Raw genomic sequence first — 25583 nt, forward strand, 5'->3', positions numbered from 1 at the left:
CCCAATCTTTATCGCAGGCGCTTTTTTTGTGCCCGCGATGTCGCGTTATGGCGGTGGTGCGCGGGTCACCTTGGGGTGTGCCGGGTTCCTTTCGTCCCGGTCGGCCAACCCGCGTACTGCTGCCACCTTAGCTTGCTTGGCCGCGCAAGGTGTTCGGCGGGCTTTTAGCATCGCCTGTGAGATCGAGCGCCGCGCGGGCGGCGCTCGATCTAACAGGCAACCAAAATCCCAAGGCAAACACCCGTCAGCCCTTGTCGCCTAACTGACTGGCATTAGGGCATGCCCGCGAACACGGGCGAAGCCCGTGCCATCTAGCACGGAGTCGCTTGATGCCTCAGAACGAGTACTTCACCGACAGCATCAGGTTGCGTGGCTCACCATAAACGTTACTCGGTACCGTGACCGAGTTGCTGAGCGCGTTGTAGTACTTCTTGTTAAAAGCATTGTTCAGGTTAACGCGAGCATCGATGTGCTCGGTCGGCTTGAAGCCCAACATGGCGTCGACCAAGGTGTAGCCATCCTGCTCAATCATGTAGGTGGTGTTCTTGTTGTAGATGCGATTCTGGTGATACAGGGAGGCGCCCACCCGCCACTGGTTGAATCGCCCAGGCAGCGTATAGGTTGTGCTCATCTTGAACAGATGGCGGGGAATGTCGGTGTCGAACAGGCGGCCCTCGTTTTCCTTTTTGGCATCCTTGACATACTTGGCTTCGGCGAAGGTATATCCGGCCGCCAGTTGCCAATCAGGCGTCAGTTGACCTTGCACCTCCAGCTCGATGCCCTTGCTGCGCACTTTTCCTGCCGCCTCGTAGCAGGGGGTGGTCGGCGCCGTAGGGCAGCCGTCGGTAAACGACTTGGCGCGGTCTTCCTGATCGATCTGGAAAATGGCAGCCGAAGCGTTCAACGCGCCCTCGAAGTACTCGCCCTTGATACCCAGCTCGTAGTTCTTTCCGGTGATCGGGGCAATGATGTTGTCGGCGGCATCCCGGTAGTTCTGCGGTTTGAAGATATCGGTGTAGCTCACATAGATGCTGTGATGTTCATCAATGTCGTAGATCAGGGCGGCGTACTTGGTGACATGCCGCGTGACCTTCAACTCGCTTGGCGCGGTGTTTTTGTAGGGTGAGGTGGTGGTGTTGTCATACCAGTCCAGTCGGCTGCCTAAAATCAGCTTCAGCGGGTCGGCCAGGTTCAGGCGCGTGGTGGCATAGAAACTGTTGAGCTTGGCGTTGGTGTTTTGCCAGCCGTACTTGTCTTGGCTCTTCGGTTTCGGCGTGGCGCCCGCGTCCCAGTTGTAGAGGTCGATGTTGCTGTTCAGCAGGATGTTGTAGGGCACGTCACCGTTGAACACGACGCGTCGGTGGCTGGCGCCCACGACCAGTTCATGCTCGCGATCCATCAAGCGGAACGGGCCGCTGGCATAGGCATCGAAGCTGTTCTGGGTTTCCCGATAGTGCCCGGCACCGACGAACTGGTTATAGGTCTGAGTGGCTGTGCTACCGACCAGATAGGTGCCCAGCATGTCCAGGTCGGCCCAGGTCTTGGTAGCCGAAAGGTTGAGCTTCCAGCCGTTGTCGAGGATGTGTTCAAGTGCGGCATAGGCAGACGTGCTGATTTTGTCCCAGTACTCCCAGTCACTGCTCAGTGAGGTGGAGCGGGACAGGTGCAGGTCGCTGCCGTTGAAGCCCACCGGCAGGCCGGTCCAGCCGTTGCCGTTGTTGTTGTCTTGCTGGCGCGATGCACTCAGGGTCAAGGTGGTGCTGTCGTCGAGGTCGGCCTCCAGGATGCCGTAGAACAGGCTGCGCTCGTTATCCAGCGTATCCCGGTAGCTGTTGCCGGTCTGGTATGCCGTCACCATCCGGCCGCGAAGGGTACCGTTTTGGTTGAGTGAGCCGCTGAGGTCAACCTCGGTGCGGTAACGGTCCCAACTGCCCATGCTGCCTTCGATGCTGGCCTGGAACGCTCGCGTCGGCCGCTTGCGAATCAGGTTGATGGCGGCAGCAGGGTTGCCTGCGCCCTGCATCAAGCCAGTGGCGCCACGCACGACTTCAACCCGGTCATACATGGCCATGTCGGCCGACAACAGGTCCTGTGACACTTGTGAGCTATCCAGGCTGGTGGGCAGGCCGTCGTACATGATGTTATCGAGGGAAAAGCCACGGGCGTAGTACGACGAGCGTTCGGGCCCGGTGCGGCGCAGGGTGAGCCCAGGGGTGTTCTGTACCACCTCGTTGAGGTTGGCGAGATTCTGGTCTTCGATGCGTTGGCGGGTGATGACCGTCACCGATTGCGGCGTTTCGCGTAGGGACAACGGCAGCTTGGTAGCCGTCTGGGCTGAGCGGGTGGTGTACGAGCCGGTGCCTTCGGTAGTGCTACCCAGTACTGCGCCCGTCACGGTAGTCGCCCCCAGCTCCAGCGCACCTTTGCTGTCCACAACTGCCTCTACTATGTAGCTGTCGGCGCTCTTGAGCGCTCGAAGGCCAGTGCCGGCCAGCAGTTGGGCCAGGCCATCTTTCACCGAATAGGTGCCATTGAGCCCCGGGCTGCGCTTGCCGGTTGTGAGTTGAGCATCTGCGGACAGCAAAATGCCGGACTGGCTCGCAAAGTGGTTCAGCGCCTGATCCACGCCTCCGGCGGGGATGGCGTAGTGGCGTGTCTGTTCGCTTGCGTAGACCTGCGCGGCGGGCATGGCAAGCAGCGCCGCACCGCTGCTGAGCAAGCCGGTGAACAGAATATGTCGGGACAGTCGTAGGCGGGTGGATGTGACTAAGTTCGGCACTCTGAACGGTCCTCTTGAGAATGCTTCTTGGTTGGATTCAAGAGTTATCCCGGACGAGTCGGCAAAACCGACAATGGATTGCAGGTTTTTTTCTAATCCCGATTGCTACGTCTGTGATGCCGGGCTGATGGTGGTCCAGAAGCGTGTCAGCCTGTGCACCTTCACGGGCAGTGACTGCTCGAGTGCCAAGAGCACGCGGTCTGTGTCTGCCAGCGGGAACACGCCCGTCAGCGGCAGGGCGGCCACGGCGGGGTCACAGCGCAACATGCCTGGGCGATGGCGGGCGAGTTCTGCGATGAACTGCCCCAGCGGCGTACGCTCGGCGATCAAGCGGCCATCGTGCCAGGCAATGGCGTTGGGGTTGGCTGGCACGATGTCACCGAGCCGGATAGCGGAGAACCGGCAACTTTGCCCGGCTTGCAGGCGTATGGCGCCGGCATGTCGCGGGCGCAGTTCCAGTTCGCCTTCGAACAGCTCGACCTGGCATTCTTCGTCATGTTGATAGACGGAAAAGCGCGTGCCCAGCGCCTGAATTTCGCCGGCTGCGGTGTCAACGATCAACGGGCGTTGTGCTCGGTCCCGGCCGCTGTCCAGCAGCAGCTCCCCCGTCAGCAGGCGAATGCGCCGCTCGCTGGCGCTGAACAGGATATCAACCGCACTGCCACTGTTCAGGCTCAGCCGGCTGCCATCGGCCAGCGTGCGTTGCAGGCGTTCGCCGGTGCCGCTGCGCAGGTCTGCCATCGCCTCGCGCCAAGGCAATTGCGACTGGGCGAGATAGCCGCTGCCGCCAGCCAACAGAAGTGTACCAAGCAGTTTCAGCGCTTGCCGGCGGCGGGCATCGGGTTGCTCTCGCAGCACGCTAAGGGCGGTATCCACCGGCACACCGCTCAGGGTGCTTTGCAGCTGCTCCAGGCGCAGCCATGCGCGGTCATGCTCAGGGTCTGCCGCGCGCCATTCGGTGAAGCGCCGCAGTTGTTCCTTGTTCAGTTCTCCGCCCCATTGCAGCATCAGCCAATGGCTGGCCTGCTCGACGATGTTGGCGGCGATCGGGGCTTCGCTGGCGCTTGTCATTCGGCGTACAGCACCTGGTAGCAGGCGGTGATCGCACGCAGCATGTACTTCTGCACGGAGCTGACGCTGACCCCCAGGCGCTCAGCGATCTGTGGGTAGGTCAGCCCTTCGAACTGCGACAGCAGGAAAGCCTCACGCACCTTGGCCGGCATGCTGTCGAGCATGGCATCGATCTGCATCAGGGTTTCGATGACGATGGCACGGGTTTCCAGTGACGGGCTTTCCGGCTCGGGCAGGGCGGCCAGGCTGTCCAGGTAAGCTTGCTTGATACGCTGACGGCGCCATTGGTCGATCACCAGGTTGCGGGCGATCTGTGCCAGGAACCGGCGGCCATCGCTCTGCTCGGGCAGGCGGCGTGTTACCAGCAGCCGCAGGAAAGTGTCTTGTGCAAGATCCGCCGCCCGCTCGCGATCCCCAAGGCGCAGACGCAGCCAGCCTTGCAACCAGCCGTGGTGGTCGCGATAAAGGCTGTCGAGGGGTTGCAACGGGGCGTCAGGGGGCACTTTCCTCTTCCCAAGAATAAGCTGCAGATAGGAATGAGTTTCAATTGTAGAGTGAGCGGGGGATTTTTGGAACAGCGCCGTTTCTAGTCGATCAGTCGTTTGTGCATAGGCGTGCATGCCAGCTCGAGCCCCGAAGGCGAGGTATAGATACCCTCTGCCTCCCCCTGATAACCACACCGATGGTAGAACGGGGTGGCATTTGGGGTGGCGTCCAGGTGAATCTCGGTCAGCCCCGCCTCAAGCGCCAGCCGCTCCAGGTAGTGAATCATCGCCTTGCCAATCCCCGCGCCCATGAATGCAGGCAGCACAAACAGCGCCCCCAGCTCCCCGGACTGGAAATCGATCAGCCCAGTGGCAACCGGTACATCGTCCCACCATCCAATGTGATATTGCCGGGCCACGCTGGCCCTGTATCCCTCGGTCAGCGGCACCTGTGTCCAGGCTTGAACCTGTTCCGGCGTGTAGACGGTTATGCACTGGTGCCGAATTGCCTGAAGCCGGATCTCGAAAGCGGCCTCGGCGTCGCTGTACTTGGCTGGACGGATCTGCAACATGTTCACTCTCCTTGTCATGGATGGGCATGATCGGAGCATGAAAAAGCCCCGACCATGGGGGCGGGGCTTAGGGATGGATGCGTTCTGTTTGCGCGCGCAGCGTCCTATGGCCCGCCGGAGGCGGTCATCATGGGGCGCATCATTTTTGCACGCTTGTAAGTGGTCATGGGGTCATCTTCTGATGACTACACAGGGTGAGTCAATATCGGAGCGCAGTGCCGTTCCATGATGGGCGGGCATTGCGGTGGCTGGCACGAGCTTCGCTCGTGTTCGCGGCTGAAGCCGCTCCTACAGGTACAGTGTTAACGCGAAGCCAGCGCAGTTCCTGTGGGAGATCACCCAGCCCCTCCGGGCTGAGCTGTCGAGCAGAGAACTTTGCCCGCAAGCCCACTGCACTCGGTGTGGGAGCCGCGCTTGCCGGCGATGGGCTGCGCAGCGGCCCCAAAGTCTCAAGTCAATTACAATCCGTCAGAATGGCGCCGCCTGCATTGGGGCTGCTTCGCAACCCATCGCCGGCAAGCGCGGCTCCCACAGAGACCGCGTCAACGACGTATTACAGGCGAAGCCGATTCAGCTCACGGTAATCGCCGTATTCAACATCAACACCACAATCAAACCGACCACCGCCACAATGGACTGCACCACCGAAATGGTCTTGGTCGCTTCGCCCATGGTCATGCCAAACGACTCCTTCACCATCCAGAAACCGGCATGGTTGGCATAGTTGAAGAACAGCGAACCGCAGCCGATGGACAGGGCCAGCAATGGCAGGTTCAGGCTGGGGTCGGCACCGGCAAGTGGCGCCAGCAAGCCGGCGGCGCCGACGATGCCGACCGTGGCAGAGCCGGTGGACACCGACAACAGCATTGCGATCAGCCATCCCAGAATCAACGGCGGGAAGGCAGACTGCTGGGTCAGGTGCACGATGGCGTCGCCTACCTTGGCGCTGGTCAGCATCTCCTGGAAGGCGCCGCCGCCGGCGATGATCATGATGATCGAGGCGATTGGTTTGAGGCTTTTGCCCAGCGCATCGCGCAGTTGTTCAGCGTCGCCACCGCGCGCCAGTACCAGGCTGAAGCCTGCGAACAGCACGCCCAGCAGCATGGCGATCAGCGGGTTACCGAGGAAGCTGGCCATTTGCAGCAGCGCATTGTCCTTGGGCAGCAGCATTTCGGCGACGGCATGCACCAGCATCAGGATCGCCGGCAGCAACGCGGCCAGCATGCCGACCAGTACGCCGGGGCGGGGTTGATCATCGGTTTTCTCAGCCAGGGTGAACTGGTCCAGCAATGCCTGATCGGGGCGGGTGCTCATGCGCTGCGAAATGAACAGGCCATACAGCGGGCCACCCAGGATCATCGCCGGGATCGCGGCAAGGAAGCCATACAGCATGGTCGGCCCGACCGAGGTCTTGAGCACGGCGATGGCGGTCAGCGGGCCAGGGTGCGGCGGTACCATGCCGTGCATGGCGGCAAGTGCGGAAATGACCGGCACACCTACATACACATACGCCGAACCTTTGAAGCGAGCTTTGCTTTCCAGCTTTCGCGCCACGCTGAAGATCAGCGGCAGCATGATCACCAGGCCCACCTCGAAGAACATCGGGATGCCAATGACAAAAGCAACCAGCATCATCGCCCAGGGAATCATCCGGTCCGACGTGCGCTTGAGGATCACATCCGCGACCTGTTCGGTAACACCCGCGTCAGCCAGGATCTTGCCGAGCATTGCGCCCAGCGCGATCACCACCCCGACCGCACCCAAGGTCTTGCCGGCGCCGGTGAGCAGGTGCGAGACGATGCTGCCTGGCTCCATCTGGGTCGCGAAACCGACGCCAATGGACACCACCAACAAGGCCAGAAGCGGGTGCATCTTGAGGCGCGACACGATCAGCGCCACCAGCACCAGGACACTGACCAATGCGGTCAGCAGTAGCTGTATATCTAAGGGAGTCATTCAGGGAATCTCGGTTGGGCAGGTGTTCTGGCGGCACTAAGGATTTGAATGCGTAAGAGCCGAACTAGCGAGGGCTGGAACTGGGGCCGGCTGAAGGAGGGAATGCGCAGGGCAAGTGGATTTCGGTGGAGGGTATACATGAAGCGATTCACCTTGTTATTTGGTCATCTATATGAATCTTTGCAAAGTATTCGGGCTTCAACCGGACAGTGTCAAGTGAACGTCGTCGTAGCTTGAGAGATGCGTTGATCCCCTGTAGGAGCGGGTTTACCCGCGAAGGAGGCGACGCGGTGGATGGCACCGGCTTTGCCGGTGTTCGCGGCTGAAGCCCACAGGGGTGCATGACAGTGGCTCATGACAGGTTTGGCGAATCACCCAGGGTGGCCTTTTAGCCCCAGCGAGCAATACTTCTCTCTATACGCAGGCGTGTTCCTGGTGGCACGCGCCGCTGGGAGGTGTCTGGTGAACAAATTGACAATCGTAGGGGCCGGCCTGGTCGGCGAAGCCGCGGCGCAGATCATTGCGCGGGATGAGCTGTGCCGTGAACTGGTGTTGATGGATGTGCAGGGTGAGCTGGCGCAGGGCAAGGCGCTGGACGTGTGGCAGGCCGCTGTTGAGTCGGGTTCCGACACCCGGGTTTACGGCGGGGCCAAGGCCGAGATGCTCGACGGTTCCGAGCTGGTGGTGATTACCGCAGGCGTGCCACGCAAGCCCGGCCAGTCGCGCCAGGATGTGCTGAGTATCAACCTGCCGATCCTCGACGGCATCATGGCGGATATCAAACGCCACGCACCGGCTGCCACGGTGCTGGTGGTGTCCAACCCGGTCGATGTGCTGACCTATCGCGCCTGGAGCGTGAGCGGCCTTGGACGCGACAAGGTGTTCGGGCAGGCGGGTGTGCTGGATACCGCGCGCATGAAGTGCTTCATTGCCGAACAGACCGGGTTTTCAGCCCGGGATATCACCGCGCTGGTGCTGGGCGGGCATGGCGACAGCATGGTGCCGCTGATGCGCTACTGCCAGATTGGCTCGGTGCCGTTGTCCCACTTCCTGTCCGCCGAGCAGATCGAGCAGATTGTCGAACGCACGCGCAAGGGCGGCGGCGAGATCCTGGGTTTGAAGAAGATGGGCAGCGCCTGCGATGCACCGGGCGTGGCCATTGCGCAGATGGTCGATGCCATCGCCAATGGGCGAAACCGCATTCTGCCGGCGGTGGCGATTCTTGAAGGTGAGTACGGACGCAACGACATCGCCATGGGTGTGCCCTGTGTACTGGCAGAGCAGGGGCTGGCGCGGGTGATCGAATTGCCGCTGGATGCGCAGGAGCAGGCCATGTTTGACCACTCTGCAGATCAGGTGGCGAGGGATATTGCCGAGATGAAGGCGCTGTGAGCGAGGCGGGGCTTGGGTTAATGCCGGTCAGTCAAGCCAATTGGGCCGCGTTGCGCCCCATCGCCGGCAAGCCAGCTCCCACAGGATAATCACCGTGCTCGAGGGCAGTGGAGTACCTGTGGGAGCTGGCTTGATCAGCAAACACCTCGAGCTGCAGTACAACCTGGATAACGTGTTCGACAAGAAGTACTACCAGACCCTGGGCAACCCCAACTACTGGAACTTCTATGGCGAGCCGCGCAACTTCAACGTGGCGTTGCGGGCCAGGTTCTGAGCCTGGCACTGGACCTTGTCGGCCTTGGCCGCGAACACCGATACACCGTGTTGGTTGCTTCGCGGGTAAACCCGCTCCTACGGGCCAGCGCTGTCCCTGTGGGAGTGTGACCTACAACTGATAAGGGGGATTGTTGTTGCAATTGCAACTTCATTGCGCTATCACATGATGCACGCGCCTGTGCATCGAGGGATTTTTGCAATGGACAACCTGGGTCTTCAACGCACCACCCGCACTGAATCCGCAGCCGAAGCCTGCCTGCGTCATATCGACGAGTCGGCGCGGCTGCAGGGCTCGCGCAGCTCGCCGCTGTTCACCGTACTGGACCTGATCAAGCGCATGCGCAAGGACCCGCAGGTCGGTGGCCAGTTGTGGCTGATCGATGACCGTTCCAGCGAGCAGCAGGCGGATACGCCGGTAAGTGCCTGGCCGCTATGGTTCAGCCAAGGTGCCCGTGCCGACGAGCGGCCGATGCTCTACCTGACCCAGTCGCCCACGTCGGCGCGCTTGTCGATGCTGACCAACCAGACGGCGCAGCGTGGCATCTTCCTCAACGACATCGAGTCGAGCCCGTCGCGCTGGGCCAAGGGCGCGCACCCGTGGTTGCCGATGTGGCTGGCATCGAACCCGCAGTGCATGCCGTATGACCCGGCCTGCGGCGACGAGGCCCGGGTGATTCTCAGTGGTGCCTTGCGCGAGCTGTACCTGAAAGGGCTAACCGGTTTTTGCTACATGACCTTGCATGACGAGCCGGGCGACAAGCTTGACTGTGATCGCAGCCGGGCTTATCTGGGCATGTATCCGCTGTTGCGTGAGGTTGGGGGCACCCCTCAGGTACGGCTGTTGGGGGCCGGGCAGGTGTTGCGCGAAGTGCAGGCAGCAGCCGGGTTGCTTGAGCGCGACTGGGGCGTGACCAGTGAAATCTGGAGTTGCCCCAGTTATACGCGCCTGGCCCGTGATGCTGCCGCTGTGCAACGCCAGAAGCGTCGCCAACGCCGCTCGTATCTGCAGCACTGCCTGGGCGGTAGCCAACTGCCGATCATTGCAGTCACCGGCTATGCAGAGTTCGTCGCCGGGCAACTGTCTGGGCATGTCAGCGCGCCATTCACTGCGCTGGGTGCCGATACGTTGCAACCGGGCCAGCGCCCCGATCGGCACTGGATAACGTACCTCGCCTTGCAGGCGCTGGCCCGGCAGTCGGTCATTGACGCAGGTGTGCTGGACCAGGCCTTGCAGCGCTACAACCTGTGCTGAGCCTAGCGTGAGTGTTGACGGGCGTTACCGATAGCGCCCTCCAGGGCTTCGGAAAAGGCTTTTTGCTGTTCCTCGTCGAACTGGGCCAGGAACAGTTCATCGACCGCCTGTTTGTAAACTTTCCACATGCGCTTGCGCAGCTTGCGGCCACTGTCGGTGATCTGCGCCACCGCGCCGCGGGCGTCATCCATGGCCTTGATTCGCTCGACCAGGCCTTCCTTCTCCAGCCGGTCGACCAGGCGGGTCAGGTTGTAGCGCTCGATTGCCATCACATCTGCCAGCTCGTGCATGCGCCGGCAGCCGTCGGTGCCGCTCTCGATGCCCCAGAGTGCGTCGTACCACGCATAAGGGGGCAAGTCCTGCTCGCTGAGCCGGCGTTCGATCTCGCGGATCAGGCTGCGGTGGGCGCGTACGAAGCTGAACCAGAGGTCTGGGGTCTTGCTCGGCATGTGATATCCCAAAATTGAAAATGTTGTTGCTTTTGCAACATTTTTTGCCATGCGTGCTTTATTGCAGTTGCAATCATATCGTCCTGGGGGCTAAATTCAATTGCACTTGCAACAACTGGCTGCTGGCGATCACGCCCGGACGCCGACCAATCAAGGAGATTGCGCCATGGTTCGAAATGCCCTGCTTCATGATGCCGACCCGCAAGAAACGCGGGAGTGGATCGATTCGATCGAGTCCGTCGTAAAAGTAGAAGGCCGCCCACGTGCGCACTTCCTGATCGACAAGCTGCTGGACTTCGACGTGTCGCTGCACGGCGACCTGCACGGCCGCATCACTACGCCCTACGTCAACACCATCAGCCCGGAGCGTGAACTGCCTTACCCCGGCAACCTGGAAATCGAGAAGCGCCTGAATGGCTACATTCGCTGGAACGCGCTGGCCATGGTGCTGCGCGCCGGTAAACACTCCAATGTCGGCGGCCACATTGCTACCTATGCGTCGGCGGCGGTGCTGTACGACGTGGGCTTTGACCATTTCTTCCGTGGCCGCACAGAGCAGTTCGCGGGTGACCTGGTGTACATCCAGGGGCACTCGGCGCCTGGTATCTATGGTCGCGCCTTCACTCAAGGGCGCCTGAGCGAAGAGCAGTTGGACAACTTCCGCCGTGAAACCGACCGCGATGGCATTTCGTCTTACCCGCACCCGCGGCTGATGCCGGACTTCTGGCAGTACCCGACGGTGTCGATGGGCCTCGGGCCGATTACCTCGGCGTACCAGGCGCGCTTCATGCGTTACCTGGAAGACCGAGGCCTGAAGGCGCACCAGGGCCGCAAGGTATGGGCCTTCCTCGGTGACGGCGAGATGGACCAGCCGGAATCGTTGGCGGCCATTTCCCTGGCCGGCCGCGAGCGCCTCGACAACCTGATCTTCGTGGTCAACTGCAACCTGCAGCGCCTGGACGGCCCGGTGCGCGGTAACAGCAAGGTGATCCAGGAATTCGAGGCCATCTACCGCGCCGCCGGCTGGAACGTGATCAAGGTGGTGTGGGGCAGCGGGTGGGACCGCCTGCTGGCCAAGGATGCCACCGGCTTGCTGCGCCAACGCATGATGGAATGCGTCGATGGCGAGTACCAGGCCTTCAAGTCGCAGGATGGCGCCTATGTGCGCGAGCACTTCTTCGGCAAGTACCCGGAACTGCTGGAAATGGTCAGCGACATGACCGACGAGCAGATCTGGAAGCTCGCCCGGGGTGGCCACGACCCGGTCAAGGTGTACAACGCCTATGCCAGTGCGGTTAGCCACCAGGGGCGCCCGACCGTGATCCTGGCCAAGACCGTCAAGGGCTTCGGCCTGGGGGAGGCGGGCGAGGCGCAGAACATCAACCACCAGCTGAAGAAGATCGGCGAGTCCGCGGTCAAGGCATTCCGCGACCGTTTCAGCCTGGACCTGTCTGACGAGCAACTCGGCGATTTGCCGTACCTGCGCCCGGCCCCGGACAGCGTTGATGCCAATTACCTGAAAGCCCGCCGCGAGGCATTGGGCGGCCAGGTGCCGGCCCGGCATGCCGCAATCGAGCCGCTGCAGGTGCCGTCACTGGCAGCGCTCGAGAGCCACACCAAGGGCACCAACGGCCGGGCGATTTCCACCACCATGGCCTTCGTCCGCTTGCTCAGCGCCTTGCTCAAGGACCCGAACATCGGCCGCCAGGTGGTGCCGATCGTGCCGGACGAGTCACGCACCTTCGGCATGGAGGGCATGTTCCGCCAGGTGGGTATCCACTCGCATGTCGGCCAGCTGTATACCCCGCAGGACGCCGGTACCTTGTCGTATTACAAGGAAAGCATCGACGGCCAGATCATGCAGGAGGGCCTCAACGAGTCCGGGGCGACCTCGTCGTGGATCGCGGCCAGTACGGCCTACGCCAACCATGGCGTGATGGCCGTGCCGTTCTATATCTTCTACTCGATGTTCGGCTTCCAGCGGGTCGGTGACCTGCTATGGGCGGCAGGTGATGCCCGCGCCCGTGGCTTCCTGCTGGGCGCTACTTCCGGGCGCACCACGCTGATGGGCGAGGGCCTGCAGCATGACGATGGCCACAGCCACGTGATGTCGGCGACGGTGCCGTGCTGTGTGTCCTACGACCCGACCTACGCCTACGAACTGACGGTGATCATCCAGGACGGCATGCGCCGCATGTATGCCGAGCAGGAGGACATCTACTATTACATCACCGTGCTCAACGAGAACTACGCGCACCCGGACATGCCCGAAGGTTGCGAGCAGGGCATTCTCAAGGGGCTTTACCGTTTGCCGATCGAGACCAAGGTCGAGGATGGCCAGCGCCGTGTCCAGTTGATGGGCAGTGGTGCAATCTTGCCGGAGGTGATCGCGGCGGCTGAGATCCTTGAGCGGGACTACGGCGTAGGCAGCGAGATCTGGAGTGCCACCAGCCTGACCGAGCTGCGCCGTGAAGCGCAGGCGATCGAGCGCTGGAACCTGCTGCACCCACTCGAAGCGCCCAAGGTGCCGTATGTGCGGCAGGTTATGCAGGGCCATGCCGGCCCAGTGGTAGTGGCGACGGACTACATCAAGATCCACGCTGACCAGATCCGCCCATGGCTGGATGACCGGCGTTTCGTTGCGCTGGGCACCGACGGCTTTGGCCAGTCCGATACCCGTGAGGCGCTACGCCGGCACTTCGAGGTCGACCGCCAGTTCATCGTGCTGGCTGCGCTCAAGGCGCTGGCCGATGAGGGTGTTGTCGAGCGGGCGCTGCTGGCCAAGGCGATCGAAGCGTTGGGTATCAATGCCGACAAACCGGACCCTGCCAAAGTGTAAGTGAAGCGCGGCGGGTCAGTGCACCAGCCGGGGCACTGCCCGCACATAGATCAGCTCGGCCACCAGTTCGAGCAGTGTCTGGGTGATGACGGCCGCTGCCGCCAGGCTGCGCATGTCTTCAGGCAGTGCCAGCGCCAGCGGCAGCACCACCAGCGAGTTGCGCGTGGCGGCGCTGAAGGTTACCGAGCGTGCCTCGGTGGCCGGCAGGCGCAGCAGCCGGGCCGAGACGAAGCCTATGGCTGGCGCCAGCAGCATGAAGCCGATGTACACCGGAATCACCGGCAGCAAGCGCTCGAAGTCGTGCAGTACCGCGGCAATCTGCGAAGCGATCACCACAACCAGCACCAGGGCCATCGCCGGCACCGGCAGCCAGGCCCAGGCATTGTACCAGGTCGAGACTGCACGTAAGCGACGGGCGCCGGCGCTGGTGAGTATGGCAAGCGCCATTGGCAACACGATCAGCAGCACGAAGGCTTCCACGAACGGGGTGATTGAGATGGCCACGTTGTTGCTGTCACCCAGCATCAGCGCCAGGAACACCGGCAACAGCACCAGTTGCAGCAACAGCAACACGGGGGTGGCGGCCAAGGTCAGGCGCGAGTCACCCTTGCCGATGTGGGTGAACACCACCACGTAGTCAATGCACGGTGTGAGCAGCACCAGCAAGGCACCGACGAGGATTGCCGGGTGTGCGACCAGCCCACGGGTGATTGCCCATACCAGCAGCGGCACCAGGATGAAGTTGGCCAGCAGCAGGGCGGCGATGAAGCGGCGGTTGCCCAAACCCTGGCGCAGATCAAGGAAAGGGATCTGCAGGAACATCGCGTACATCAACACGGCGATGGCGGGGGTGACCAGGGCCTCCAGCTGGCGTGCAGTGTCGCTGGCCAACAGGCCGAAGGCGACGGCGGCGAGCACGGCGGCGAAGTAGATCGGGATTTGCCGGGTTTCGAGTTGCTCTCTGGTCAATGTAGGGCCTGTGTCCGCGGGTGGAGAAAGGGACACAGGGTAATACGTTACGGCCGGTGAGGGCGCGCATTTGATTGCAAGTTGAGGTGCGTCATTGCGCGTTGAGCCAATCGACTCCGCGTTCTTGAATGACCAGGCCCAATTCACCTTGATGGGCCGCAGGGTAACAGGCCAGAAATGCGCCCACGGGGTAGAGGTACTGAGGCTCGACCGGGTGGCCCTTGGCACTCACCAACTTGATATCACAATCAGCGCCATCGCATTGGGTAAGATCGAAGGGTTGCCCGGTTTGAGCATTGAGTACTTTCCACAGGCAGGGATCGCTGGCTTTTATCGGCTGGACGTTTATCAAACCATTGTCATTGGCGAATACGCCTTCGCCTGAGTGCTTGCCGCTGCGCACGTACAGCCTGTAACCCTCATCAAAATGGCGGAAGTACAACAGGAGGGGCAGTGCGCCGGGGCCTTTGTCAAAGGTGATCAGCCCAGTGTCTGTGCCCAGTTGCCAATCTTCATCCGAGCAATTGAACATGCCGATAGCACCGCTGCCGTCGATGCCGGGACCAACCCCGTTGATGGGGTTACTGAGGAGAATTGGCCCTGTAGAAATGCTGTCCAGCGTATTCAGCGGGCAGTCGCTTAGTTCCAGTGTTGCGGTGAATGACAGTGCCTTATGGTCGACCATGGTGTGTTTCCGGTTGGGGACAAGAAGGGGCAGACTAAGCCGACCGCAATGAAGCGCCCATTCGGAACGGGTTCCGCCCGGTGGCCGAAAACGAAAAAGCCCGGCACTGGGCCGGGCTTGTTCACTGCAGGCTAAGCGCCTATCAGTTGCCGTAAACCGGCAGCTTCTTGCAGATGGCCTTGACCTTCTCACGCACGGCGTCGATCACCGCTTCGTTGTTCAGGTCTGCCAGGATGTCGCAAATCCAGCCGGCCAGTTCCTTGCACTCGGCTTCCTTGAAGCCACGGGTGGTAACGGCTGGGGTGCCGAAACGCAGGCCCGAGGTGACGAAAGGCGAACGTGGGTCGTTCGGTACCGAGTTCTTGTTCACGGTGATGAAGGCTTTGCCCAGGGCGGCGTCAGCGTCCTTACCGGAGATTTCCTGCTTGATCAGCGACAGCAGGAACAGGTGGTTCTGGGTACCGCCGGAAACCACGTCGAAACCACGCTCGATGAACACGCTGGCCATGGCCTGGGCGTTCTTCACGACTTGCTGCTGGTAAGCCTTGAATTCAGGCTGCAGGGCTTCCTTGAAGCAAATGGCCTTGGCAGCGATGACGTGCTCCAGCGGGCCGCCCTGGGCGCCTGGGAAGACAGCAGAGTTGAGCTTCTTCTCGATGTCGGCGTTGGCACGGGCCAGGATCAGGCCGCCGCGCGGGCCGCGCAGGGTCTTGTGAGTGGTGGTGGTAACCACGTCGGCGAACGGCACAGGGTTCGGGTACACGCCAGCGGCAACCAGGCCGGCAACGTGGGCCATGTCCACGAACAGGTAAGCACCGACCTTGTCGGCGATTTCGCGGAAGCGGGCGAAGTCCAGCACCTGCGAGTAGGCCGAGAAGCCGGCAACGATCATTTTCGGCTTGTGTTCAACTGCCAGGCGCTCGACTTCGTCGTAGTCGATCAGGCCGTTGCCGTCGATGCCGTACTGGATGGCGTTGTACAGCTTGCCCGAGGAGCTTACCGAGGCGCCGTGGGTCAGGTGGCCACCGTGGGCCAGGCTCATGCCCAGGATGGTGTCACCGGCCGACAGCAGGGCCAGGTAGACGGCAGCGTTGGCCTGGGAGCCGGCGTGTGGCTGGACGTTGGCGTAGTCGGCGCCGAACAGTTCCTTGGCGCGGTCGATGGCCAGTTGCTCGACGACGTCGACGTACTCGCAACCACCGTAGTAGCGCTTGCCTGGGTAGCCTTCGGCGTACTTGTTGGTCAGCACCGAGCCCTGGGCTTCCATGACTGCCGGGCTGGTGTAGTTTTCCGAAGCGATCAGCTCGATATGCTCTTCCTGGCGCAGGGCTTCTTGCTGCATGGCTTCGAAGAGCTCGGCGTCGTACTTGGCAATGGTCAAATCACGGCTGAACATGGCGGTCCTCAAGGATCGGGGGTGAGTTAGGCGGGCATTCTAACCGATTGATTCGCGGCTGGCATATGAAGTGGCATCAAGTCGCGGACCAATGGGCTTCATGTTGCATCCCGCGCCGTGTCTGGGCTGGGCGGGCATTCGAGTTGACTTGAAAGTCCGGTTTTTTGGGGGCTCTCGGCGCCCCATCGCCGGCAAGCCGGCTCCCACACCGACCGCACCCACTCCAAACCATGTGCAATTCTGTGGGAGCTGGCTTGCCGGCGATGAGGCCAGTGCAGGCAGCATCAATGGAACATGAACAACGTCTCGTTGGCGAACTGCGCCTCGAACTGATGCGCCGGCATCGGCCGCCCGAACAGGTAGCCCTGCACTTCGTCGCACCCGTGCTCGCGCAGGAACTCCAGTTGCTCGTGGGTTTCCACGCCCTCGGCAATCACCGCCAGGTTCAGGCTGTGGGCCATGGCGATGATCGCCCGGGCAATCTGCGCGTCCTGTTCGCCTTCGGGCAGGCCGTCCACGAAGGTGCGGTCGATCTTCAGCACATCAATGGGGAACTGCTTGAGATAGTTGAGCGACGAGTAGCCGGTGCCAAAGTCATCCACGGCAATGCTCAGGCCGAGGTTTTTCAGGCTGGCGAGAATTTGCAGCGCCTCGTTCACCTCGCGCATCAGGATGCTTTCGGTCAGTTCCAGCTCCAGGCACGCCGGCGGCAGCCCGCTTTCCTCAAGGATGGTGGCAATCCGCGTGCCCAGCTGGCCGTCGGAGAACTGCCGCGCCGAGATGTTCACCGACACCTTCGGCACGCGCACCTTGGCCTTGTGCCAAGCCTTGAGCTGGCGGCTGGCCTCGCGCAGTACCCAGTCACCCACGTCCACTACCAGGCCCAGTTCCTCGATTACCGGGATGAAGTCGCCCGGTGGCACCAGGCCGCGGGTCGGGTGACGCCAGCGCAGCAGCGCTTCGGCACCGGTCAGGCGCTTGCCGTCGCCGCTGAACTGCGGCTGGTAGTAGAGGATGAATTCGTTCTGCTCCATGGCATGGCGCAGGTCGCTTTCCAGTTCCAGGCGCTCCAGGGCACTGGCGTTCATTTCGGCCTGGTAGAACTGGAAGTTGTTCTTGCCCCGTTCCTTGGCGTGGTACATGGCGGTGTCGGCGTTTTTCATCAGCTGGCTCAGCTCGCTGCCATCCTGCGGGCTGAGGGCGATGCCGATACTGGCAGTGACGAAGAATTCGCGGTTTTCCAGCACGAACGGCCGCACCAGGCTGCCCAGGATGTTCTCGGCCACGTGGATGGCGCGGTTCAGGGCCATTTCGCGGGTGGCGCGCGGTTGTAGCAGCAAGGTGAATTCGTCGCCGCCCATGCGCGCCACGGTGTCGTCGTCGTCCACGCAGGCCAGCAGGCGCAGGGCCATGTCCTTGAGCATGCGGTCGCCGGCGGCATGGCCGAGGGAGTCGTTGATCGGCTTGAAACGGTCGAGGTCGAGGAACATCAGCACCACCCAGGCCTTTTGCCGCTCGGCCTGCTGCAAGGCATTGTACAGGCGGTCCTGGAACAGCGTACGGTTGGGCAGGTGGGTGAGGGCGTCGTAGTAGGCCAGGCGGTGAATGCGTTGCTCACTGGCCTTGCGTTCGCTGATGTCGGTAAAGAAGCACACGTAGCTGGCCAGGTCGCCTTCGTCATCGAGTACTGCAGTAATGCCGACCCAGGCCGGGTAGTGGTCGCCATCCCGGCGGCGCAGCCACACCTCGCCCTCCCAACTGCCGCGTTGGTTAAGCTGCTTGAGGATATAGCCCAGGTGGCCTTCCTGCTGTTCGTCTACCACTAGCATGCCGGGCAACTGGTCAAGCACATCGCTCACCGCATACCCGCTGACGCGGCTGAACGCCTCGTTGGCCTGGACGATATAGCCGGCCGGGTCGGTGATGAGAATCGCCGAGGTGGAGTGTTCGAATACCGTGGCGGCCATGCGCAGGTCTTTTTCAGCACGGCGTTGCTGGCTGATGTCGCGGCCTACCCCGAGTACGCCCTCGAAGCGCTGGTCGTCGTCCCACACCAGTACCAGGCGCAGCTCGATCGGGATCTTGCGGCCATCGCCGCGCAGGCAGTCGAACAGGAACAGCTGGGTTGGCAGCTGGCTGCGCAGTTGCGCCAGTTGGGCAGGGTCGCCCATGGCGTTGCTGACGCGCTCCATCAGGCTGTAGATGCCGGTGAGCTGGGCCGGGTTGGCGATGATCGATTGCCAACCGTTGGCGAAGATCCAGTCGGCCTGGTAGCCCAGTACGTTTTGTACCGAAGGGCTGACATAGTTGAGCTTGAGCAGGCTGTCGGTGGAGAAGATCACGTCGCTGATGCTTTCGGCGAGCATGCGGTAGCGTTGCTCGCTGTCGCGCAGCGACTGGCTGGCTTCGATCTGCACCGTGACGTCCTTGCCGACGCCGATGATGCGGGTTACCAGGCCTTCGGCGTCGCGGGTCAGCACTTGCTCGCGAATGTCGTAGCAGCGCCAGCCACCGTCACGGTGGCGGAAGCGCAACTGGCAGTGCAGCGGTTGGTCATGGCCGCTGTCGCGCTGTTGATGGCGCAGTGCCTGGTAGTGAGCGGCGTCTTCGGGGTGCAGCAGCAGTTCCCAGAAACGATCGCCCATCTGTGCCAGCTCGGTACGGTCGTAGCCCAGGGTCTGGCCGAGGTGGCGATTGCTGAAAATCATTCGCTGGCTCTGCACGTCCTGCACGTACAACTGGTCGGGCACGGTGCGGACCACGTCCGACCAGAAGCCTTCGCGCTCCAGCAGCGACAACTCCACCTGCTTGCGGCTGGTGATGTCGCTGATGCTGAGGATCACCGCCTGGTAGTCACGGCGTTGCAGCGGCAGGCGCGCCATTAGCCACAGGTGCAGCTCGCCGCCCAATGGCGCCGGCAGGCGCACTTCCAGTTCCAGCAGCTGGCGTTGCTCGATCAGTGCGTCGATCAGTTGCATGCCGACGCTGTCGCGGCCATCGCCGGTGCCGTCGATCAGCCGCTGCCAGGCGCCTTCGTGGCAGTCGATGTTCAGCAGCTGGCGCGCCACCTGGTTGACCTCGGTGATCTTCAACTCCAGCAGCAGCGAGCGGCGCAGGTTCGGGTCCAGCGCCAGGCTGTGCTTGAGTGCCGCGTGGTTGCGCAGGTGGTAACGGTCGAGCTGGCCGGGCAGGCTGGACAGATCGAGTACGCACAAGGCTACGCCGGTACCTTCGAAAATTTCCTGGTAGCGCCGGCGGTCTTCCTGCAGCGCGCGCTGGCGGCGGCGCATGTTGATCAGCGCCAGCACCGGCAGCAGGGCACAGACCAGCACCAGCAGGCATTTGCCGATCAGCGCCGGTAGCAATTTCTGCTGGGTCAGCTTGGCATCGAACAGGCCGCGCAACTGCCAGGTGCTGTTGTCGATAAAAGCCAGCATTACGCTTTGCAGCGGCGCATCGCTGGTGTCGGATGGGGCATGGCGTTGCAGCACCTCGCCGCTGCGGCTGTTTTCCAGCAGCCACAGCGGGTGGCCGCCGCCATCAAGGTGCAGGGTGAGCTCGCGGTAGTAGTCCGGTGACAGGCGCAGCAACCAGTAGCCGCGGTCCTGTTCGGCGGCCTGGCGCAGCAGCAGGTACAGGGTGCGGTTGTCGGGCGAATTGGTGAAGAAGTACGGTCGGCCCTGGTTCAGTGTGAGCAATTCGTCAAGCAACTGGCGGTCAGGGCTGCCGGCCAGGCTATCGGCGCGCAACTGCCCGCTGCTGTCCAGCCAGGCCACGCTTTGCAGGGCGGGCAAGCGCTCGCGCAGGGTCGTCAGCAGGCTGGGCAGGGCGGTGGGCGTCGGCGCATTGACATACGGCTGCACAACGTTCACCGCCTGCTGGGCCTTGAACGCCATGTTCAGGCCCAGGTGGTCGGCCAGTTCCGCGGAGGCATCCAGGCTTTGTTTACGCAGGTCGGCCTGGGTGTGGTTGAACTGGGCGAACAGCTGCCACAGCAGCAGGCCCAGCAGGATCAGGGCCAGCAGCGCCAGCGCACCTTTGATCGACCCGCGCAGGCTAGCGGCGGGCGCTTGTGGTGCGGAACGCAGTGACGACGGATGAGTAAGATTGGTCAAGCGTTGATCCTGCGATTGGGCTGGCGATGGCAGGGACGGAGCATGCACGGTGTATGCCGGTGTCTGGCTGCCGCACCGCGGTGGCGCACTATAAGGCCGGACACTTGAAACGGGCTAGCATGCCTAGGATTATGGCAAAGTGCCAGCCGTGTAGACCGATGGCGGCTGCCCGGTGGTTCGGCAAGCCCCTGCAACCTGTGCGAGAATAGCGCCCGCTATACATGACAACGCATCGGAGATGTTCGCTTTTGGTTACTCACTTTTCCTCCAATGGCCTCGATTCCGCCTGTGGGCGCAGCAGTCAGACCCTTGTCAGCACTGCCGTGACCGAGGACGTATCCTGCAAGTCTTGCCAGCGCTCGCTGGTCAAACCTGACGCGGCTGCCACCGCCAAGAGCAAGGCCCCCTCGCTGGCTGAACTGCGCAAGACCGCCAAGGCGGCAGCAGCGCCGGCCGTTGCCGTGGCTGAGGTAGTCGCGGCGAACAAGCCTGCTGCAAAGGTTGTCAGTACTGCGCCTGCGGCTGCCAAGCCGGCCCATGCGGTAGAGCAGCAGCCTGCCCGTAGCGGTGGCTTCAGCGTGAAATCCGCCTGGGCTGCGCGCCTGGCCGAGCAGGGCGACCGGTGCCGGTTGCCGCGGGGCAAGGGCAAACAGCGTAAAGTCTGAGGCATCTCTTTTGCTGTGCTGGCCCCTTCGCGGCTAAAGCCGCTCCTACAGGACGGTACAGTGATCGAACCCTGTGATATCCCTGTAGGAGCGGCTTTAGCCGCGAAGAGGCCGGCACAGGCAATAAAAACCTCCAGGGATCCCACTGAACCCACCCCACCATCGCCCCTCCTATGCAACGCCGCGCGTTGGCGTAGAATGGTCGACTTTGTTCAATGACACCCCGTAAACACATCCCCCTGGCCACAGCGCGTCGGGGCGATCGTCGATGTCTTTACTTATCTGATTAGAGGGCTTGGTTTTGGCTCAATACGTCTACACCATGCATCGGCTGAGCAAGGTCGTGCCGCCGAAGCGGGAAATTCTCAAGAACATTTCCCTGTCGTTCTTCCCGGGCGCCAAGATTGGCGTGCTCGGCCTGAACGGCGCCGGTAAATCGACCCTGCTGCGGATCATGGCGGGCGTCGACAAGGAATTCGACGGCGAAGCCCGTCCGATGCCCGACATCAACGTCGGTTACCTGCCACAGGAACCGCAACTTGACCCGAACAAGTCGGTTCGCGAAGTAGTCGAGGAAGCGGTCAGCGTGATCAAGGACGCCCAGGCCCGCCTGGACGAGGTCTACGCCGCCTACGCCGACCCGGATGCCGACTTTGACAAGCTGGCCGCCGAACAGGCCAAGCTGGAAGCCATCCTGCAGGCCGCCGACGGCCACAACCTGGAGCGCCAGCTGGATGTCGCCGCCGACGCCCTGCGCCTGCCGGCCTGGGACGCCCGTATCGAACACCTGTCCGGTGGCGAGAAGCGCCGTGTGGCCCTGTGCCGCCTGCTGCTGTCGGCCCCCGACATGCTGCTGCTCGACGAACCAACCAACCACCTGGACGCCGACTCGGTGGCCTGGCTGGAGCGCTTCCTGCACGACTTCCCGGGCACCGTGGTTGCGATCACCCACGACCGTTACTTCCTCGACAACGTCGCTGGCTGGATTTTGGAACTGGACCGCGGCGCCGGCATCCCGTACGAAGGCAACTACTCGGGCTGGCTGGAAGCCAAGTCGGACCGCCTGGCGCAGGAATCCAAGCAGCAGAGCGCCCACGAAAAGGCCATGAAAGAGGAACTGGAGTGGGTGCGCAAAGGCGCCAAGGCTCGTCAGTCCAAATCGAAGGCCCGTCTGCAGCGCTTTGAAGAAATGCAGTCGCAGGAATTCCAGAAGCGCAGCGAAACCAACGAGATCTACATCCCGGCCGGTCCGCGCCTGGGCGACAAGGTCATCGAGTTCAAGAACGTCACCAAGGGCTACGGCGACCGCGTGCTGATCGACAACCTGTCGTTCGCCATGCCCAAAGGCGCCATCGTCGGTGTAATCGGCGGTAACGGTGCCGGTAAATCGACCCTGTTCCGCATGCTGATGGGCAAGGAACAGCCGGATTCGGGCAGCATCGAGATCGGCGAAACCGTGCAATTGGCCTGCGTCGACCAGAGCCGTGAGGACCTGGACGGCGGCAAGACCGTGTTCCAGCAGGTTTCCGACGGCTCCGACATGATCCGCATCGGCAACTACGAGATCCCGTCGCGCACCTACGTTGGCCGCTTCAACTTCAAGGGTGGCGACCAGCAGAAGTTCGTCAAGGACCTGTCCGGTGGTGAGCGCGGCCGCCTGCACCTGGCCCTGACCCTGAAAGAGGGCGGTAACGTCCTGCTGCTCGACGAACCGTCCAACGACCTCGACGTCGAAACCCTGCGTTCGCTGGAAGAAGCCCTGCTGGACTTCCCGGGCGCCGCGATCGTGATTTCCCACGACCGTTGGTTCCTGGACCGTGTGGCTACCCACATCCTGGCGTACGAAGATGACTCGAACGTGGTCTTCTTCGAGGGTAACTACACCGAGTACGAAGCTGACCGCAAAAAACGCCTCGGCGATGCTGCTGCCCAGCCGCACCGTGTACGGCACAAAAAGCTGGCACAGTAAGCCAGCTTAGTGATGCACAAGAATGGGGCCCTCGGTGGCCCCATTTTTGTGCCTGACTAAAAAGCGGCGCTGGCTTCTTTGCGGGTGAACCCGCTCCCACAGGAAATCTCACCGTTTCAGGCCTTATGCAAAAACCTTGTGGGAGCGGGTTTACCCGCGAAGAAGCCACCACCAATCCCACTTTTTGTATACATTTATAGAAACGCACCAAATAATTTCAAAAAAACGACATTTCGCCCTATTCCGGTGCGATTGCTTCTTGGTACATTCCCGAAAAAACCAATAAGTCCAAAACCTTCGGTGAGATGTCTATCATGATCGAATCTGTCGATAATTTCCTTGCACGCCTGCAGCAGCGCGACCCAGGCCAACCTGAATTCCACCAGGCGGTGGAAGAGGTGCTGCGCACGCTATGGCCCTTCCTTGAAGCCAACCCCCATTACCTGCAGGCCGGTATCCTCGAGCGCATGGTCGAGCCGGAGCGTGCTGTGCTGTTTCGTGTTTCCTGGGTCGATGACCAGGGCAAGGTGCAGGTCAACCGCGGCTACCGCATCCAGATGAGCAGCGCCATTGGCCCGTACAAGGGCGGCCTGCGCTTCCACCCGTCGGTGAACCTCAGCGTGCTGAAGTTCCTGGCCTTCGAGCAGGTGTTCAAGAACTCGCTGACCTCGCTGCCCATGGGTGGCGGCAAAGGCGGCTCGGACTTCGACCCGAAAGGCAAGAGCGACGCCGAAGTGATGCGCTTCTGCCAGGCGTTCATGAGCGAGCTGTACCGCCACATCGGCGCCGACTGCGACGTACCGGCCGGTGACATTGGCGTGGGTGCCCGCGAAATCGGCTTCATGTTCGGCCAATACAAGCGCCTGGCCAACCAGTTCACCTCGGTGCTGACCGGCAAGGGCATGACCTACGGCGGCAGCCTGATTCGCCCGGAAGCCACCGGCTACGGCTGTGTGTACTTCGCCGAAGAAATGCTCAAGCGCCAGGGCAAGCGTATCGACGGCCGCCGCGTGGCGATATCGGGTTCGGGCAACGTTGCCCAGTACGCCGCACGCAAGGTCATGGACCTGGGCGGCAAAGTGATCTCGCTGTCTGACTCCGAAGGCACCCTGTACGCTGAAGCCGGCCTGACCGATGCCCAGTGGGACGCGCTGATGGAGCTGAAGAACGTCAAGCGTGGCCGTATCAGCGAGCTGGCCGGGCAGTTCGGCCTGGAGTTCCGCAAGGGCCAGACCCCGTGGAGTCTGGCATGCGACATCGCCCTGCCGTGCGCGACGCAGAACGAACTGGGCGCCGAAGACGCCCGCACCCTGCTGCGCAATGGCTGCATCTGCGTGGCCGAAGGCGCCAACATGCCGACTACCCTGGAAGCGGTGGATATCTTCCTGGATGCCGGCATCCTGTACGCCCCGGGCAAAGCCTCCAACGCCGGCGGCGTGGCCGTGTCGGGCCTGGAAATGTCGCAGAACGCCATGCGCCTGCTGTGGACTGCCGGTGAAGTGGACAGCAAGCTGCACAACATCATGCAGTCGATTCACCATGCCTGCGTGCATTACGGCGAAGAGGCGGATGGCAAGGTCAACTACGTCAAAGGTGCGAACATCGCCGGCTTTGTGAAAGTGGCTGATGCGATGTTGGCTCAGGGCGTGGTCTGATCTGAGGCCTTTGGGGCTGCTTTGCAGCCCATCGCCGGCAAGCCAGCTCCCACAGGGATATCACTGTCCTCGAGACCTGTGGTGTACCTGTGGGAGCTGGCTTGCCGGCGATGGGCCGCACAGCGGCCCCTTTAGGGCTCAGCCTCAATTTCGACAACTTCGATGATTTGCTCCCCCACCGGCCGCCGCCAAACCACCTCATCCCCAAGCCCGGCCCCAAGTAACGCCCGCCCCAACGGCGACCCCCAGTTGATCAACCCCCGCCCCGCATCCGCCTCATCCTCACCCACCAGCCGCACTTCATGCGCCTGGTCCTGCGCATCGACAAACCGCACCCGGCTACCAATCTGCACCTTGCTCTGCGATGTTGCCGCCGGCACCACCTGTGCACTTTGCACCCGTGCGCTGAAGTAGCGCAGATCCCGCTCGGTATCGGCCAGCCGCTGCTTGTCGCCGCGCTCGCCCTGCGCCTGCAGTTCGCCGCGCAAGGCATTCAGTTCGGCCACGCGTAATTGCAGCTGGCGCAGGCCGCTGGCAGTCACGTAGTTGGTTTGGTGACTGACGCGCCGCTCGACCGGTTGGTCGGCCTGGGCGGCGGCCTGGTCTTCGTTGACGAATGCTCGGCTCATGCGGGGCCTCCTTGTGCAGGAGACCATCATGGCAGGCCACAGGTTTAATCGAATGTCCGTTTGCGACTCAGTTGTGGCGGTAGGCCTTGGCCGCGTCACGGTCCTTTTCCTGTTGCCAGTCGCGGTCGCGCTGGTCCCAGAAGCGCTCGTGGTACTGGCGCTGTTCTTCGCTGTTCTGCATGGCCTGGCATTGGCGGAAGCCATCGTCCCAGCCGGTTTCATACGGGTGCTCGTGCAGATAGCGCGGCACGTCTTTGCGGAAGTTGCCGACCATCATTCCGGCCGCCTGGTGGCCGCTGCTGCAGCCATCCTCGAAGCCATCGGCATAGGCAGGGGGGTAGCCGTGATTGAGCATTTGCTCGTGGGTGGTCTCGCAACCTGACAGCAACAACGCAATGCACACGCCGAACCAGTACCGCGACATAACCA

The 25583-nt window shown here is 62.2% G+C and carries 19 protein-coding genes; 7 read left to right on the plus strand and 12 right to left on the minus strand.

Annotated elements, in window-relative coordinates; all coding sequences use genetic code 11:
- Positions 1-334: 334 nt before the first annotated feature.
- From ACI2KG_RS21845 to ACI2KG_RS21865, 5 genes are all read right to left on the minus strand, one after another.
- The gene (locus ACI2KG_RS21845; protein WP_404663279.1) at positions 335-2689 is read right to left on the minus strand and encodes a TonB-dependent siderophore receptor; all 2355 of its coding nucleotides are present in this window, start codon (positions 2687-2689) and stop codon (positions 335-337) included.
- A 195-nt stretch (positions 2690-2884) separates the two neighbouring features.
- Positions 2885-3850 carry a FecR domain-containing protein gene (locus ACI2KG_RS21850; protein ID WP_404663257.1) on the minus strand — a complete coding sequence of 322 codons (966 nt, stop codon included), beginning with the start codon at positions 3848-3850 and terminating at the stop codon, positions 2885-2887.
- The gene (locus tag ACI2KG_RS21855) at positions 3847-4353 is read right to left on the minus strand and encodes a sigma-70 family RNA polymerase sigma factor (protein WP_404663258.1); all 507 of its coding nucleotides are present in this window, start codon (positions 4351-4353) and stop codon (positions 3847-3849) included. Before ACI2KG_RS21855 ends, ACI2KG_RS21850 begins: the two co-directional genes overlap by 4 nt.
- A gap of 83 nt (positions 4354-4436) precedes the next feature.
- Entirely contained in the window at positions 4437-4907 is a 471-nt protein-coding gene (locus ACI2KG_RS21860) for a GNAT family N-acetyltransferase (RefSeq protein ID WP_404663259.1), read from the minus strand.
- A gap of 570 nt (positions 4908-5477) precedes the next feature.
- Positions 5478-6863 (minus strand): GntP family permease, encoded by a 1386-nt coding sequence (locus ACI2KG_RS21865; RefSeq protein WP_404663260.1) that lies wholly within the window; start codon positions 6861-6863, stop codon positions 5478-5480.
- Between the two features lie 462 nt (positions 6864-7325).
- Between ACI2KG_RS21865 and ACI2KG_RS21870 the strand changes: the two genes are divergently transcribed.
- The 3 genes from ACI2KG_RS21870 to ACI2KG_RS21880 all read left to right on the plus strand — a co-directional run bounded on the left by ACI2KG_RS21870 (position 7326) and on the right by ACI2KG_RS21880 (position 9783).
- Positions 7326-8255, plus strand: coding sequence for a malate dehydrogenase (locus tag ACI2KG_RS21870; protein WP_404663261.1), 930 nt, complete (start codon positions 7326-7328; stop codon positions 8253-8255).
- A gap of 130 nt (positions 8256-8385) precedes the next feature.
- Positions 8386-8529, plus strand: coding sequence for a hypothetical protein (locus ACI2KG_RS21875; protein WP_404663262.1), 144 nt, complete (start codon positions 8386-8388; stop codon positions 8527-8529).
- Between the two features lie 201 nt (positions 8530-8730).
- Complete coding sequence (locus ACI2KG_RS21880) at positions 8731-9783, plus strand: transketolase-like TK C-terminal-containing protein (protein ID WP_404663263.1); 1053 nt, start codon at positions 8731-8733, stop codon at positions 9781-9783.
- Between the two features lie 2 nt (positions 9784-9785).
- Here the strand turns inward: ACI2KG_RS21880 and ACI2KG_RS21885 are convergent, their stop codons facing one another.
- Positions 9786-10232 (minus strand): MarR family winged helix-turn-helix transcriptional regulator, encoded by a 447-nt coding sequence (locus tag ACI2KG_RS21885; protein WP_404663264.1) that lies wholly within the window; start codon positions 10230-10232, stop codon positions 9786-9788.
- A 166-nt stretch (positions 10233-10398) separates the two neighbouring features.
- On the opposite strand from ACI2KG_RS21885, the gene aceE reads away from it, so the two are divergent.
- Positions 10399-13071: a pyruvate dehydrogenase (acetyl-transferring), homodimeric type gene (gene aceE, locus ACI2KG_RS21890; protein ID WP_404663265.1), complete on the plus strand. Its 2673-nt coding sequence runs from the start codon at positions 10399-10401 to the stop codon at positions 13069-13071.
- Between the two features lie 15 nt (positions 13072-13086).
- Here aceE and ACI2KG_RS21895 read toward each other — a convergent pair whose 3' ends face one another.
- From ACI2KG_RS21895 to ACI2KG_RS21910, 4 genes are all read right to left on the minus strand, one after another.
- Positions 13087-14040 carry an arsenic resistance protein gene (locus tag ACI2KG_RS21895; RefSeq protein WP_404663266.1) on the minus strand — a complete coding sequence of 318 codons (954 nt, stop codon included), beginning with the start codon at positions 14038-14040 and terminating at the stop codon, positions 13087-13089.
- Positions 14041-14131: 91 nt separating this feature from the next.
- Positions 14132-14725, minus strand: a complete 594-nt coding sequence (locus ACI2KG_RS21900; protein ID WP_404663268.1) for a hypothetical protein — start codon at positions 14723-14725, stop codon at positions 14132-14134.
- Positions 14726-14867: 142 nt separating this feature from the next.
- Positions 14868-16121 (minus strand): serine hydroxymethyltransferase, encoded by a 1254-nt coding sequence (gene glyA / locus ACI2KG_RS21905; RefSeq protein WP_110996555.1) that lies wholly within the window; start codon positions 16119-16121, stop codon positions 14868-14870.
- Between the two features lie 284 nt (positions 16122-16405).
- Entirely contained in the window at positions 16406-20236 is a 3831-nt protein-coding gene (locus ACI2KG_RS21910; protein ID WP_404663269.1) for an EAL domain-containing protein, read from the minus strand.
- A 248-nt stretch (positions 20237-20484) separates the two neighbouring features.
- Between ACI2KG_RS21910 and ACI2KG_RS21915 the strand changes: the two genes are divergently transcribed.
- From ACI2KG_RS21915 to gdhA, 3 genes are all read left to right on the plus strand, one after another.
- The gene (locus tag ACI2KG_RS21915) at positions 20485-20901 is read left to right on the plus strand and encodes a hypothetical protein (protein WP_404663270.1); all 417 of its coding nucleotides are present in this window, start codon (positions 20485-20487) and stop codon (positions 20899-20901) included.
- Positions 20902-21202: 301 nt separating this feature from the next.
- Entirely contained in the window at positions 21203-22870 is a 1668-nt protein-coding gene (gene ettA, locus ACI2KG_RS21920; RefSeq protein WP_016392862.1) for an energy-dependent translational throttle protein EttA, read from the plus strand.
- Positions 22871-23184: 314 nt separating this feature from the next.
- Positions 23185-24525 carry an NADP-specific glutamate dehydrogenase gene (gdhA, locus tag ACI2KG_RS21925; RefSeq protein ID WP_404663271.1) on the plus strand — a complete coding sequence of 447 codons (1341 nt, stop codon included), beginning with the start codon at positions 23185-23187 and terminating at the stop codon, positions 24523-24525.
- 131 nt (positions 24526-24656) lie between these two features.
- Here gdhA and ACI2KG_RS21930 read toward each other — a convergent pair whose 3' ends face one another.
- Complete coding sequence (locus ACI2KG_RS21930; RefSeq protein WP_404663272.1) at positions 24657-25154, minus strand: GreA/GreB family elongation factor; 498 nt, start codon at positions 25152-25154, stop codon at positions 24657-24659.
- A gap of 67 nt (positions 25155-25221) precedes the next feature.
- Positions 25222-25578: a hypothetical protein gene (locus ACI2KG_RS21935; protein WP_404663280.1), complete on the minus strand. Its 357-nt coding sequence runs from the start codon at positions 25576-25578 to the stop codon at positions 25222-25224.
- Between the last annotated feature and the right edge of the window lie 5 nt (positions 25579-25583).

Source organism: Pseudomonas sp. NPDC089407, from assembly GCF_044900445.1.
Taxonomy (GTDB): Bacteria; Pseudomonadota; Gammaproteobacteria; order Pseudomonadales; family Pseudomonadaceae; genus Aquipseudomonas.

What these genes read in the sequence shown, in the direction of transcription:
- ACI2KG_RS21845 (WP_404663279.1), bottom strand. Translation starts at nt 2,689, where the DNA reads ATGCCCGCCGCGCAGGTCTACGCAAGCGAACAGACACGCCACTACGCC.
- ACI2KG_RS21850 (WP_404663257.1), bottom strand. Translation starts at nt 3,850, where the DNA reads ATGACAAGCGCCAGCGAAGCCCCGATCGCCGCCAACATCGTCGAGCAG.
- ACI2KG_RS21860 (WP_404663259.1), bottom strand. Translation starts at nt 4,907, where the DNA reads ATGTTGCAGATCCGTCCAGCCAAGTACAGCGACGCCGAGGCCGCTTTC.
- ACI2KG_RS21865 (WP_404663260.1), bottom strand. Translation starts at nt 6,863, where the DNA reads ATGACTCCCTTAGATATACAGCTACTGCTGACCGCATTGGTCAGTGTC.
- ACI2KG_RS21880 (WP_404663263.1), top strand. Translation starts at nt 8,731, where the DNA reads ATGGACAACCTGGGTCTTCAACGCACCACCCGCACTGAATCCGCAGCC.
- ACI2KG_RS21885 (WP_404663264.1), bottom strand. Translation starts at nt 10,232, where the DNA reads ATGCCGAGCAAGACCCCAGACCTCTGGTTCAGCTTCGTACGCGCCCAC.
- aceE (WP_404663265.1), top strand. Translation starts at nt 10,399, where the DNA reads ATGGTTCGAAATGCCCTGCTTCATGATGCCGACCCGCAAGAAACGCGG.
- ACI2KG_RS21900 (WP_404663268.1), bottom strand. Translation starts at nt 14,725, where the DNA reads ATGGTCGACCATAAGGCACTGTCATTCACCGCAACACTGGAACTAAGC.
- glyA (WP_110996555.1), bottom strand. Translation starts at nt 16,121, where the DNA reads ATGTTCAGCCGTGATTTGACCATTGCCAAGTACGACGCCGAGCTCTTC.
- gdhA (WP_404663271.1), top strand. Translation starts at nt 23,185, where the DNA reads ATGATCGAATCTGTCGATAATTTCCTTGCACGCCTGCAGCAGCGCGAC.
- ACI2KG_RS21930 (WP_404663272.1), bottom strand. Translation starts at nt 25,154, where the DNA reads ATGAGCCGAGCATTCGTCAACGAAGACCAGGCCGCCGCCCAGGCCGAC.
- ACI2KG_RS21935 (WP_404663280.1), bottom strand. Translation starts at nt 25,578, where the DNA reads ATGTCGCGGTACTGGTTCGGCGTGTGCATTGCGTTGTTGCTGTCAGGT.